The sequence below is a fragment of the Nitrincola tibetensis genome (assembly GCF_003284585.1).
In the GTDB taxonomy this organism is placed as follows: domain Bacteria; phylum Pseudomonadota; class Gammaproteobacteria; order Pseudomonadales; family Balneatricaceae; genus Nitrincola; species Nitrincola tibetensis.
In genome coordinates this window covers 42721-55198 of the sequence record NZ_QKRX01000002.1, presented here as the reverse complement: position 1 = coordinate 55198, position 12478 = coordinate 42721, and the positions used below count along the sequence as shown (strand labels likewise).

The 12478-nt window shown below is 47.4% G+C and carries 13 protein-coding genes; 7 read left to right on the top strand and 6 right to left on the bottom strand.

Features of this window, described 5'->3' with window-relative positions; all coding sequences use genetic code 11:
• Window positions 1-31: 31 nt before the first annotated feature.
• The 4 genes from DN062_RS02530 to DN062_RS02515 form a co-directional block, all read right to left on the bottom strand.
• Window positions 32-1615, bottom strand: coding sequence for an LTA synthase family protein (locus DN062_RS02530; protein ID WP_112157265.1), 1584 nt, complete (start codon window positions 1613-1615; stop codon window positions 32-34).
• A gap of 2 nt (window positions 1616-1617) precedes the next feature.
• Window positions 1618-2385, bottom strand: a complete 768-nt coding sequence (locus DN062_RS02525) for an SDR family NAD(P)-dependent oxidoreductase (protein ID WP_112157263.1) — start codon at window positions 2383-2385, stop codon at window positions 1618-1620.
• Window positions 2385-3620 carry a capsule biosynthesis protein gene (locus DN062_RS02520; RefSeq protein WP_239995669.1) on the bottom strand — a complete coding sequence of 412 codons (1236 nt, stop codon included), beginning with the start codon at window positions 3618-3620 and terminating at the stop codon, window positions 2385-2387. The genes DN062_RS02525 and DN062_RS02520 overlap by 1 nt, the downstream gene beginning before the upstream one ends.
• A 228-nt stretch (window positions 3621-3848) precedes the next feature.
• Window positions 3849-4691 carry a CvfB family protein gene (locus DN062_RS02515; RefSeq protein WP_112157259.1) on the bottom strand — a complete coding sequence of 281 codons (843 nt, stop codon included), beginning with the start codon at window positions 4689-4691 and terminating at the stop codon, window positions 3849-3851.
• Window positions 4692-4947: 256 nt separating this feature from the next.
• Here DN062_RS02515 and DN062_RS02510 point away from each other — a divergent pair, with 256 nt between their 5' ends.
• The 7 genes from DN062_RS02510 to DN062_RS02480 all read left to right on the top strand — a co-directional run bounded on the left by DN062_RS02510 (window position 4948) and on the right by DN062_RS02480 (window position 9683).
• Window positions 4948-5751 (top strand): ABC transporter ATP-binding protein, encoded by an 804-nt coding sequence (locus tag DN062_RS02510; protein ID WP_112157257.1) that lies wholly within the window; start codon window positions 4948-4950, stop codon window positions 5749-5751.
• Between the two features lie 84 nt (window positions 5752-5835).
• A complete protein-coding gene (locus DN062_RS02505; RefSeq protein WP_112157255.1) occupies window positions 5836-6597 on the top strand; it encodes an ABC transporter substrate-binding protein in 762 nt (253 codons plus the stop codon).
• A 79-nt stretch (window positions 6598-6676) separates the two neighbouring features.
• Window positions 6677-7354 (top strand): ABC transporter permease, encoded by a 678-nt coding sequence (locus DN062_RS02500; protein ID WP_036511623.1) that lies wholly within the window; start codon window positions 6677-6679, stop codon window positions 7352-7354.
• On the top strand, window positions 7351-8163 hold the full coding sequence (locus tag DN062_RS02495) for an ABC transporter permease (protein ID WP_338039952.1): 813 nt from the start codon (window positions 7351-7353) through the stop codon (window positions 8161-8163). The genes DN062_RS02500 and DN062_RS02495 overlap by 4 nt, the downstream gene beginning before the upstream one ends.
• A gap of 99 nt (window positions 8164-8262) precedes the next feature.
• Window positions 8263-8499: a type II toxin-antitoxin system VapB family antitoxin gene (gene vapB, locus DN062_RS02490; protein WP_112157253.1), complete on the top strand. Its 237-nt coding sequence runs from the start codon at window positions 8263-8265 to the stop codon at window positions 8497-8499.
• Window positions 8500-8509: 10 nt separating this feature from the next.
• Entirely contained in the window at window positions 8510-8914 is a 405-nt protein-coding gene (locus DN062_RS02485) for a type II toxin-antitoxin system VapC family toxin (protein ID WP_112157850.1), read from the top strand.
• 76 nt (window positions 8915-8990) lie between these two features.
• Window positions 8991-9683 carry an SDR family NAD(P)-dependent oxidoreductase gene (locus DN062_RS02480; protein WP_112157251.1) on the top strand — a complete coding sequence of 231 codons (693 nt, stop codon included), beginning with the start codon at window positions 8991-8993 and terminating at the stop codon, window positions 9681-9683.
• Between the two features lie 48 nt (window positions 9684-9731).
• On the opposite strand, the gene DN062_RS02475 is transcribed toward DN062_RS02480, so the two are convergent.
• Together DN062_RS02475 and DN062_RS02470 are read right to left on the bottom strand one after the other, a co-directional pair.
• Window positions 9732-11054 carry a flavohemoglobin expression-modulating QEGLA motif protein gene (locus tag DN062_RS02475; RefSeq protein ID WP_112157249.1) on the bottom strand — a complete coding sequence of 441 codons (1323 nt, stop codon included), beginning with the start codon at window positions 11052-11054 and terminating at the stop codon, window positions 9732-9734.
• Window positions 11044-12369: an AmpG family muropeptide MFS transporter gene (locus DN062_RS02470; RefSeq protein WP_420811660.1), complete on the bottom strand. Its 1326-nt coding sequence runs from the start codon at window positions 12367-12369 to the stop codon at window positions 11044-11046. The genes DN062_RS02475 and DN062_RS02470 overlap by 11 nt, the downstream gene beginning before the upstream one ends.
• Window positions 12370-12478 lie beyond the last annotated feature (109 nt).

Here is a 12478-nt window from a genome sequence, read left to right as displayed (position 1 = left end):
TCAACAATCAGGGAGAAAAGGTAAATTGAAATTATTCCCCAATACGACTGACCAGCGCATCAAGCAACGCTGTACCTAATTCATCTACACTTAAATCGGCCTGTTGCGGTTTATCTGTAGAGGATGTTCGCCAAATAAGGTATTCCGTTTGCCCTGAAGGGTATCCATAGTGTTCATACACCTGCTCCATAATAGGTACGTGATCACCAAACCAGCCAAGCACTGCGGGTCTGGGCAATTGAGCTAAGGACATCTGCAAGGTTTGCAACATACGATCTGCATTTTGTAAATGATATAAATACACACTCAGGTCTTTGGATGCGTCAGCGTCTGGAATTTCAGTATAGAGCGTATTGAGCGGAATATCGGGTTGAGGTTCCAAATGTAAAGGGCCATGATTTTCCATTGTAATAATGTAGATAAACAAGTGTTCGTTTGTATTTTCTAACAATTTGATTGCAAAGTCAGCAACAGCTTCATCACTCGTGTACTGCCCGCACTTTTGCTCAGGTGAAAAGTGCTGAATATCATAAAAAGCATCAAAGCCCATCTTGGGATAGATTTCGTTGCGACGATAAAAACCGGCAGGATATGGATGAATACAAACACAGCGATACCCCATCGCCTTCAGCTCGGCCACCAAGCCTGGAATATGGGATTCACGCGCTAGGCGATGGTAGGGATTAAAGCGATGAACACCCAACTGCTGGGGCGTAAGGCCTGTCAAGAAGGCACTTTCTGTCCGAACTGTGTTGGCTCCCCAAGCAGGCACATGCAATGCGCCCCTTTGCCAAGACGCATCGCGCAGCTTGTCAAAAGCGCTCAATACGCTTGGGTTAATGAATGGATAAACGGGGCGTGGATCAAAAAAAGATTCGCTTTGCACCACCACCAGTGTCGGTAAGACCTGATTTTCAGACTGAACTGCTTCAGGTGCTTTATCCTTAGAAGGGTGACTTTGAGCAAGGCTGGATGCTTCAGGCAAAGACGCCCGCCCCCAACCTTGGTATGGATTGACTCCTGTAAAGACATGGGTGGACTTACAGGCGTGCAGTGTATACACCCACAAAAGCCCCCAAAAACCCAATATTTTCAAATCTTGCACGGGCTCGAAGGTCACCGCAATTAACCGACGACTGAGCCATACCAGCACCAGGGTTGAGATTAGCAAGCCAAGGAATGCGTGCCCCAACCAAGAGTAGCCAGAATACTGTTGTGTCAGCGAGCGCTCCAACCACAAACCCAGCACCACCGCTAACACCCCAGCAAAACTTGCAATGAGCGTGCGCCAGACACCAAAAAAAGGGACATATAAACGCGGATGCAAAATAGCGTCGGTAAAGTATTCAAAATCTTGATGCACAAAGGGCTCACGAAGGCTTTTCCACTTGACGTTATTGACAAGAACCAATAACAGCATAGCGGCGGCCAACAGGGACAGCGCAAACAAAGGGCGCTGCAGGATCAGCAACAATGCGAAAAAGGCAATACTCCAAATAGCTAAGGGAGCGAGAATCAACCTGAGGGAACGCGACCAAACTGGACCTATACCGGGTTTAATCTGTGTTTCTGCCAGCATTGCTAGCAGCAACACACCTAACCAAGCCAATATCATGATCAATACCCTAGCCAACGCACAATTCGATGAGACACAACCGCTGGCAGCACATTTAACCACCAGCACCCCCAGTTCAGTGGAAATGGAAAGCTGATGCGAGGACGATTACGCTCGACACCCTTACGAATCACCTTAGCAGCCTTAGCGGGTGTCCATAAAAAAGGCTTAGGTCCTGGCATTGCATCGCACATATCGGAGCTAACGTAACCTGGCATGACCACCGTCACCCCAACCCCAGATGATTCCAAACCGCCGCGCAACGCCTCACCATAAGCCTTCACAGCCGCTTTGCTGGCACTGTACGAAGGCGTGACTGGCAAACCAAACCCTGCAGCCAAAGAGCTGATCAAGACAATCTGCCCCTGCTGACGGACTCGCATCGCTTGCGCTAGATGATGACTTAACATCAATGTCGACATAATGTTGAGTTCCAACAAGGCTTGCGCTTGCTCCCAACACTCACCCTCTCGCCTTGGACCTGTGTTGCAATTAACACCTGCGCAGGCAATTAATAGATCGGGCACACCCTCTGATTCAAGCTGCTCGATCCAAGCTTTAAGTGCTGCACGGTCCGATAGGTCTAAAATACACACCTCAACATGCGCACCTCTCAAACGACACTCTTGCGCCAAAGACTGAAGACGCGCTTCCTGTCGACCTTGCAAAATAAGCTCAACACCCTCTTCGGCATATTCCAGCGCCAAGGCACCGCCTATGGCACCCGTCGCACCGGTAATCACAATTCGAAGCTGTATTTGAACATCCATTACAACACGCGCTCCAAAGGAGACTGATCAGCGTTTAACACTTCACCGGCATTTTTCATGGCAAGCGCAATCCCCTCAGCCGAGTAAAAGCCACCATTGATCTGAGTGGTGTACATGACTGTTTCGCGGAAAGCATTGAACAAATCCGCATCAGGGGCCTGAGGACTTTGCCAGAAATCATCCAGCGGTGTGCGCTGCGTCAACCCCGGCAAGTTGTAGATAGGGTCAGCAAGCGCAAAGGTTGGACAGCCCATTTGCAATGATACAATTCCTGATGTGCTATTCACGACAACCTGCCCCTGCGCATACTTGAGAATATACTCAAGAAAACCCGTTTGAATGAAGTGCACGCGCCCTTCCAGCCCATAGTCATGAGTCCGACGCCGGACCACTTCGCTATAATTCACGAAGCCATAGTCCAAGGGATGATTTTTAATTAACAAAAGCTGATCTGGCAGTGAGTGTTTTGCAAAGGAGTACATAACCTCATCTATAACATCGCTCATGCACTGAAAACGCGAATGGTGGCGTATTTGCGCATCCGAATTAAGTTGCAAAGGCAGCAAAAAGAAGGGGCGCTTGGATTTCACCAATTCACGAAGATACACCGCCTCTTTCTTTTTCCAACCCGACTCTTGAGCAAAGCGCCACAGATAACCTGCATACTCTTGCGGAGCTGGATGCAATGCGTGAGTTTCATAACCCGGATAAAAAATCGGATTGTACATGCCTGCCGCATGATAAATAACATCGTAGGCGGCTCTTCGTCGAAACGTGGCGTAGAATTTTTGAGGTGGTGGTCGGCCACCGGGTAATCGCAAGTAGGCTTCACGAAACCAGTCCGGATCTCTAGGTAAAAGCGAATGCCCATTAACCCCCTCGCGCTCGAGCGTAACCCAATGCGGACGAAAATAGCCCTCCTCAAATACATGAGTTCGAACGCCAAATTGATCAGCACGATCAACCGCTACACGATGAACATCTCGGCGGTCACCAAACAGAATTTGATCGGTAATTCCGTGAGCTAACCAGACGTCCTCAATGAAGCTGGACAGGTCTTCTGCCTTGCCACGAAAATTGATTGCTTTACGTGGAAACCAATACAACCAATCACCCGCATTAAAATTAATGCGATGCACTGCATGACCTTCTGACTGAAGGTAATCAGCCAACTTTGAAAAAAATGGCGTAGACACACCCTGTAGAAAAAGAAAACTACGTTTAACTGAGCCCAAGCTGAGTAATTCCTTGTACGCCATCTACTACTTAATGATGGAAGCATGATACGAAAAACGAGAGGGATTCGCTAGACAAAATTCTTTGGGAGGTGGTCTGCGTCGCATCCTTACAACGCAGACCTTGTGGTCTCACTGCGCCCGTTTTACAGCCAGGCTCGCTGAGTTTAATACAGAAGTAAACTTAGTTGGCGCAAGCTTGATTTAGATTGCGCCAGATGTCAAGCATTACTCAATGCCAGAGTTCACTAGATGTAGGCCCGTTTCATCTTGACGAATTAAACCTTGCTTTAAAAGATTACCAATTGCCATTTTAAACGCTTTCTTGCTCACACCAAACACAGATTTAATTTCGTCTGGCGAGCTCTTATCACTTAGTGCGCAAAAACCCTTTTTAAGTTCCAAATAGTTCAAGAGCTGTTTTGCAATCGGATCGACCTTGCCATAGCCAGGCTTGTCCAACATAACATCCACCTTGCCATCTTCGCGAAGTTGCTTAATAAAGCCACCCACTTTCAGACCTGGGCGCAAATCACGCGAAATATCTTGCGTGTGTAAGATCCCCTGAGCTTCATGTTCAATAATCACTAACAACCCTAATTCGGTCCGTCGCCAAATCAACAAGGACACTTCTTGACCAACCACAAATTCAGGCGATGTTTTATTGAGAAATTTTTCAACTTTAGCAGAAGCTGCAATCCGGCCAGTATTGTCAATGTAAGCACGCACAATGCAATGTTGCCCTTTCTCAACAGGCCTGGGCTGCTCGGCAAAGGGTAAAAACAATTGCTTCGGTAACCCCCAGTCTAAAAACGCACCCACCTTGTTTGTTTCAGCAACTTGTAAGCTGGCAAACTCACCGACCTGCACTCGCGGCCTTTTGGTTGTAGCAACAGGCATATCGTCACTATCAAGATAGACAAATACGCTGAGTGTGTCGCCAAGCTGACAATCATTTGGGACTTCACGCTGAGGCAGGAGTATGCCTCCTAGCTTGCCTCCTTCAAGATAGACACCAAACTCAACTTGACGTATCACTGTTAACTTATTAAACCGCCCTAACTCAACCACACTGTCTCTCCAAGAATTGCATTGCGCACAGGGTATCAGTATAGCGACTGGAAATCGAAGCGCGAACACAAAAATGTGAAGATACTGTGAAAATTACAATTTACAGCGCCTCATAAAAAACATTACTATCCTATTAAATATATTAATGCTCATGCTACTCAACTAAAATTTTTGAACCATGGGTGAGACTAACCGGCTCAAAAAGCATGGAAAACTTTAATATTCAATGGATTGCAACCAAAAGTTAAGCAACTAGATGAATAACAATACTGATCAGACTCAAGCGGCAAGCGCAAAGATACCCACCCTTGAAGTCAATGACTTATATAAGCGCTACGGAACCTTAGAGGTTCTTAAAGGCATTTCCTTAACAGCAAATGAGGGCGATGTGATTTCCATCATTGGCTCAAGCGGGTCTGGAAAGTCCACCTTTTTGCGCTGTTTAAACCTTCTCGAAAAACCCTCGCAAGGCAGTATCGCCCTTAAAGGCGAACAACTTGAACTGATAAAAACGTCAGATGGCCAACTGGAAGCACGCAAGCGCCGCCAACTTGAGTCGATGCGTGCACGAATTGGGTTTGTTTTCCAAAACTTTAATTTATGGCCCCACCTCACGATTCTAGAGAACATTCTTTTGGCGCAGGTTGTCGTTAAAGGACGATCTAAAGCTGAAGCACGTGAGCGCGCTGAAGCCCTACTCGAAAAAGTGGGCTTGGCAGGCAAAGCCAGAGCCTATCCAGGCCATTTGTCTGGCGGTCAACAACAACGCATTGCGATTGCGCGCACTCTTGCCATGGACCCTGAGGTACTTTTATTCGACGAGCCCACTTCGGCACTCGATCCGGAATTGGTCAACGAAGTGCTCGGCGTGATGCAGGCACTGGCTGAAGAAGGTCGCACCATGCTGATTGTCACGCATGAGATGCGCTTCGCTCGCGATGTTTCAAGTCAGGTGATGTTTTTACACCAAGGCCGTGTTGAAGAGTTTGGCCCACCTTCTCAGGTCTTTACTCAACCCAATTCGGATCGTTGCAAAGCATTTTTGTCTAGCCATTTATAAGACTTTAGGCTTTACTGCTTAAGTGCACAACTGCGGCGATTGATCTGAACATCAGACTCAACCTGAAAATGAAGGAAACGAACCATGCAAAAAACGAAACGTTTTGCGATGTCTTTGGCGCTTGTTGCATCGTCTGCTTTGATGGCGACATCTGTAACAGCCGATACGATTCGAATTGCCACTGAGGGCGCTTATGCACCCTTTAACTTTATAGACAGCAGCGGCCAACCCGGCGGCTTTGATGTTGAGATTGCAAATGCTCTGTGCGAGCAGATGCAAGCCACCTGTGAAATTGTGACTCAAGACTGGGATGGCATTATTCCAGGCTTAAGAGCACGCCGCTACGATGCCATCATTGCCTCTATGTCGATTACCGAAGAACGTGAGCGTGTTGTCGCCTTTACCGAGCCTTACTATTCAAACGTATTGGCGTTTGTAGGCCCTAAAGGCACTGAAATGCCAACCGATGCTGACAGCCTAAAAGGTAAAACCCTAGGCGCTCAGCGTGCAACGATTGCAGGGCAGTATCTAGAGGACACGCTCGGCAGCGTGGTGAATGTTCGCTTGTATGATACCCAAGACAATGCCTATCTGGACTTGGCTTCCGGCCGCTTAGATGGAATGGTGTCAGACAAATTCCCAGCCTATGATTGGTTAACATCTGAAGCGGGAAGCGCGTTTGAGTTTAAGGGCGAAGACATCGATATCGACGACAAAATTGGTATTGCCGTTCGCCAAAATGACACCGAATTAAAAGAGCGTTTTAATGCGGCCATTCAGGCGATTGTTGAAAATGGTACCTATGCTGAAATCAACGCAAAGTATTTCCCTTTCTCTATTTATTGATCGAACAGGATAGGCCTGAGCGAGTTGTGATGTCTTAAACGGCATCACAACCCTCGCCAATTCGCATTGTGAGTATTGCATGGATCTTCATGGTTTTGGTCACCTGCTTCTAGCAGGCACTTGGATCACTTTAAAACTGGCATTTACCAGTCTTTTTTTTGGATTAATTCTTGGCTTATTAGGTGCGGCGGCTAAGTTGTCCCCTATCCGAATTTTACGCTGGATTGCAACCACCTATACCACGTTAATTCGCGGCATTCCTGAGCTATTGTTGGTGCTGATTATTTATTTTGGCACCACCGAAATTCTGCTGCGTATGTTTGATAAATATATAGAAATCAGTGCTTTTGCTGCAGGTGTTACAGCACTTTCTATCGCATTTGGTGCCTATGCCACTGAAGTCTTCAGAAGCGCCCTACAAGAAATCCCTAAGGGCCAGCGCGAGTCTGCCATGGCCATTGGCATGACGCGCTGGCAAACCTTCAGCCGTATTTTATTGCCACAGCTTTGGCGTGTGGCACTACCCGGACTTGGCAACCTGTTTCTGGTGCTGTTAAAAGACACAGCACTGGTGTCGGTGATTGGCTTAGATGATTTAATGCGCCAGGCTTACGTTGCAGCTGGTTTTACTAAACTACCCTTTACCTTTTATTTGATGGCTGCACTGATTTATTTATTGCTGACAATTATCAGCATGCAAGTGATTCGTTTGCTTGAGAAGCGTGCCAACCGCCCATGGCAAGGAGCTCGCTCATGAGTGATTTAATTATTCAACTGTCGCAATGGCTACTGACCCTAACGCAAGGGGCTGAGCCATGGGATTCCTACGCTCGTTACTTGCCACGCTTAATGGATGGTGTATGGATTACGCTGCAATTAGTGCTGCTCAGTGGGGTAATCGGCTTTTTGATGGCGGTTCCTTTGGCGCTCATGCGCATTTCCAAGAACCCTTGGCTTTGGGTCTTCCCCTATTGCTACATTTTCTTTTTCCGTGGCACACCCTTACTGGTGCAAATTTTCTTGGTCTATTACGGCTTGTCTCAATTCGAGAGCCTGCGTAACTTAGGCTGGATATGGACCGATGTGCTCTCCCAACCCTATTGGTGCGCGATCATTGCGTTTAGTTTGAACACATCTGCTTATATCGCTGAACTCTTCCGCGGCGCAATTCAAGCGGTGCCTAAAGGTGAAACCGAAGCAGCTCAGGCATTAGGCATGAGCCAGCGCCAACAGTATCAACACGTCATCCTACCGCGTGCGTTTGGGATCATCTTACCTGCTTATGGTAATGAGGTGATTCTCATGCTGAAAGGCAGCGCACTTGCATCGACGATCACGCTGCTCGATTTAATGGGCGCCACTCGAGGGGCAATCTCTCGTACCTATCTGAGCCTTGAGTTTTTCGTATTGGCGGGTTTTATTTATTTGATTTTGACGGCGGTGCTAATTGGCTTTTTCAGACTTCTCGAGAATCTATTCAACGCACATCAACGCGCCCAGGATATGAAAATCAATAATTTAGATCCACAAATTAAAGATAAACATTTAGAAGACAGTGTGCGTTGATTGAGGGAGCAAAGGAATGCGAACCCAGACATATGCTTGACATATGCCTTTTGCCACCTATACTCGAAACATCAGGCATAGAAGACAAAGGTGGCGATCATGAAAACAGTTTCTATTTTCAAAAATGGCAAAAATCAGGCAGTTCGCTTACCGAAGGAAATGCAGTTTGAGGGAGTTAGCGAACTAGAAATAACCAAGTACGGTGACGTTATTACGTTACGCCCTACTCGTCCAGACTGGTTATCCTTTAAAGATGTTGAGAAGTCTGATAAAGACTTTTTAACCGAGCGTGAAAGCATAATACTAGACGAAGGCCGTTTTAATTTTGATTATTAACACTACTTATATGCTCGACACCTGCATATGCTCATACATTATGCGAGAGCATCCTATTTCTGTTCTTGAACGATTACAATCAATCGCTTCACATCAACATAGGATTGTTATTTCCGCAATCACTTATCAAGAGATGCTATTTGGTTTGTTAGGCAAAAAAGCACTTCCCAAACATGCAATTCTTGTCAATGAATTTCTAAAACGTCTTGACGACGTACTTCCATGGGATAAAGACGCTGTCGAAGCAACAACAGAGGTCAAAAAATCCTTGATCGCCCTAGGTACCCCTATCGGCAATAATGATACAGCCATTGCCGGACATGCCATCTCAGCGCACTGCATCCTAGTCACTTACAATACTCGAGAATTTAATAGAGTTTCTGGGCTTGTAGTTGAAGACTGGGTTGGTAGCTAGGCGACCCTCTTTTAATCCAATCACGACTGTTTGCTCGTATACAAAGTTAAATGTGCATTAAACTATTGAGGTCATCATGGCGACTAGTTGGGTTTTAGGTTCTGGTGGAATTGGGTTAGCCGTTGCTCAAGCGCTTTCAAACCAAGGTGATGAAGTACATTTATTGAGTCGTCGTCATGTTGAAGATAATTTTTCCACGTATCAATTGGCTGGCTGGCATTGGGCGTCTATCCAAGCCAGCTTAAAGACCCTTCCGCAGCCCGACAAGATTATTATTGCCACCGGAATGCTCTGGACCGATGAACACCCTCCCGAAAAGCGCCTTGAAGATCTGAATGAGTCGCGCTTTTTAGAGGCATTTACAGCCAATACACTGATTACGGCGGCTGTTATAGAGTACCTTACAGAACGAATGAAGCGTAACACGCCGTTAAAGCTGTTAACGGTATCCGCTAAGGTGGGCAGTATTAGTGATAATAAGCTGGGGGGATGGTATGCCTATCGTGTCAGCAAAGCGGCGCTAAATATGTTGGTGAAAACCACTGCAATTGAATGGCAACGTCGCTACCCTATGTCAGCGATTGCGTCCTATCATCCTGGAACAACCGACTCAACACTGTCTCAACCCTTTCAGGCGCGACTGCCCGAGGGGCAACTCAAAACACCTCAAGACGCTGCAGCCTGTTTAATCAGCGTACTAGACAAGCAGGTCACTCCTGAGCAATCTGGACGCTTCTGGCATTGGGACGGGTCTGAAATTAGCTGGTAGATGAACAATACCGACCCCAATAAAAGAGATTAACGGCAGCCTTTGCTTCTAAAACTCCGTCATAATCTGCGTCGTATACACAGGTGTTGTGTGAGGCAGTTTTGCAAACACATCTGAGTAATGGGCCTGCACTCGACCTAAATTCACCAGGCTCATTCCGCTCGAAAAACCAAACCAGACAAAAAGCCCGTTAAGGTCACGGAACATTGGCGGTAAATAATCAGGCGCAGAGATCACGCCTTCTAAATAGCGCTCATAGAGTATGGGCAAGTCATCGAGTGTGACTTTGCCAACAAACATCATCGGCAGAATTTCGGGAACGCCCGATTCAATCGCACTTTTGATAAAGTTAACGTTTTCGACAAAGCCTTTAATGTAAGAGAGATCCTTGGTAAAAACAGAGCCTCCCTCGACGCACCCCCCTCGAAATACACGCTGGGTAACGCGATAGCTGTCATGCTCGGACAAGCCTTTATCAATGAAATGCCGATACACTTCGACAAAGTCCGCACCGTCTTCTGCCAGACTAATGGCCACGACTCGGTCACTCACTCGGCGTGCACGTTGCGGAAAAGAGCTAAAGGTCAGCGTTTCCATAAGAACCGCTAAGCCTTCTTGATGTGCTGTAATACGGGGCGACCCCACACCCAGCCAAGTGGCATAGGGCTGGCGGCGACCGTTTAGTGTCGTGCCTACGTGCACCCAACCTTCGTGAACTTCCAACACCTGCAGATCCAATTCGGAGAAATACGCACGCTCATTCAGCTTAATAACATCCCCACCTGCCGCGGCATCGGACACAATACCATTGGACAACTGAACACGAATATCACCTTCGTTAAAATAAGCATTCAATTTAGCCGATAACATCTCGACAGCTTTTTCGGCTGGAATATCATTGCCATACGGACGCTTTAGATGCTCAGCTGCGGGCGATGAAAAGGTCCGACACAAGCGCTCGCTCAGTTCAAGCAAGGTTTTTTTATCACCACGCATCTTATCCGTCGCAGAACCATACAGCGCTTGGCTGCAAAGACCAAACGCCTTGGTGCCACGTCCTTGCAGCATATCGATTACCAACAAGTACTGCTCGATATTTTGCAATAAGATGCGCCCTAGCCCATCTGTACCGCCCAGCAGTCGGCAGATATCGGATCTAAGCGCTTTTAATTCACTCCGAACCAGATCTGGTACAAAACGTAAGGCTTGCTGCTCATAAAATGCCTGATTGATGTTGGGTAAGGCTTTGCCTCTTCCCTCTAAGAACTCAGTTTGCACCTGAGCTGGCCATTTAATAGCATCTAGAATCATGATAGGTTTTTGGATCGCTACCAGACGATCGGATAGCTGACGCAGATGCTCAAGATACATTCGGATAACGCCTCATAATCACCCATAATAACGGCAGCCCAAGAAGCGCAATAACCGCACAGAGCGTAAAGAATAGGGTCCAATCGCCATCCAAGGCATCGACCATAATACCGCTAGACGCCGAGAACCAAATGCGAGCCAGGTTGGCCAAAGATGCCAGCAATGCGTATTGCGTCGCGGTATAGGCACTGTTGCACAGGGAGGATAAGTAGGCAACCAAGGCCACAGTTACCAGCCCTGTTGTAAAGTTATCGGATGCAACGGCAAAAATAAACACGCCCGTTGATTGGCCAGAAGCCGCCAACCAAGAATACGTCAGGTTAGTGGCTGCAGTGGAAAAGCCCGCCAAAAACAAGGCACGCAATATACCAATACGCGCCACGAGAATCCCGCCGATAACGATTCCTATCAGGTTGGCTGTTAAGCCGTATACCTTGGCGACTTCAGCGATTTCGGGTAGAGAAAAACCAAGCTCGCGATAAAAAACACCAGACATGCGACCCAATAAGGCATCACCTAGCTTGAAGATAAAAATGAAAACAAGGATCAGCACCCAGCCTTCCCGTTTCGTAAACTCCATTAAGGGCGCTAACAAAGTGACGTATAGCCACCCTATCACTCTGCGCGGCAGCGTCGGCAAAGCAGACCAGCGCTCTAAGTGCGCCAAAGCACGTGCTTCTTCTGCCCGCGTTTCATCTGTAACATAGATTTTAGGCTCAGGGCTGAGCAGCACGGCCATAATGCCCACCAACACCATGCATCCGAGGAGCAAGTAAGCAACATTCCAACCTAGAGTGTGCGCTAAATACAGGCCACCCGCACCGCCGATGAGCGTTCCACCTAAATGCCACCCCCAAATACCCGCTGCCGAGCCACTGCCGTACTGATGAGTATCAAGAATTTCGATTCGATAGGCATCAATAACAATATCTTGAGTGGCCGACATGAAGGTCACGCCCAGCACTGCCACAGCCATCATAAAGAGGCCATCAGCCGGGTTAAACAATGATAAATACAAGATGGCAAACATTAAGCCAACTTGTGAGACCAACGCCCAGCTTCGCCGCCGACCAAAGCGCGCGGTAAGATAGGGAATCCGCAAGCGATCAAGCAAAGGCGCCCATAAAAAGTTGATCGCATAGGGCGTGGCTGCTAGCGCAAACAGACCAATATCGGAGCGGCTAACCCCTTCATCGCGCAGCCAAATAGATAAATTCGAAAAGACAAGCGGGGCTGGCAAGCCACTTGAAAAGCCGAGCGCCAGCAAGGTGATCATGCGCTTATCGCGGTAAGGGGCAAACCAAGCGGTTAAGATGTTGATCAGATTAATCGTATCGCTCCTTGAGTGAGTATCGATGAAAAATGTTAAAGCATTCCATGGTGTGAATAGTACACGGATTCTCAGGGTTAACTCTACAGGAGTT

Coding starts and splice junctions, on each gene's coding strand:
- DN062_RS02530 (WP_112157265.1), bottom strand. CDS start 1,615: ATGATATTGGCTTGGTTAGGTGTGTTGCTGCTAGCAATGCTGGCAGAA.
- DN062_RS02525 (WP_112157263.1), bottom strand. CDS start 2,385: ATGGATGTTCAAATACAGCTTCGAATTGTGATTACCGGTGCGACGGGT.
- DN062_RS02510 (WP_112157257.1), top strand. CDS start 4,948: ATGAATAACAATACTGATCAGACTCAAGCGGCAAGCGCAAAGATACCC.
- DN062_RS02505 (WP_112157255.1), top strand. CDS start 5,836: ATGCAAAAAACGAAACGTTTTGCGATGTCTTTGGCGCTTGTTGCATCG.
- DN062_RS02500 (WP_036511623.1), top strand. CDS start 6,677: ATGGATCTTCATGGTTTTGGTCACCTGCTTCTAGCAGGCACTTGGATC.
- DN062_RS02495 (WP_338039952.1), top strand. CDS start 7,351: ATGAGTGATTTAATTATTCAACTGTCGCAATGGCTACTGACCCTAACG.
- vapB (WP_112157253.1), top strand. CDS start 8,263: ATGAAAACAGTTTCTATTTTCAAAAATGGCAAAAATCAGGCAGTTCGC.
- DN062_RS02485 (WP_112157850.1), top strand. CDS start 8,510: ATGCTCGACACCTGCATATGCTCATACATTATGCGAGAGCATCCTATT.
- DN062_RS02480 (WP_112157251.1), top strand. CDS start 8,991: ATGGCGACTAGTTGGGTTTTAGGTTCTGGTGGAATTGGGTTAGCCGTT.
- DN062_RS02475 (WP_112157249.1), bottom strand. CDS start 11,054: ATGTATCTTGAGCATCTGCGTCAGCTATCCGATCGTCTGGTAGCGATC.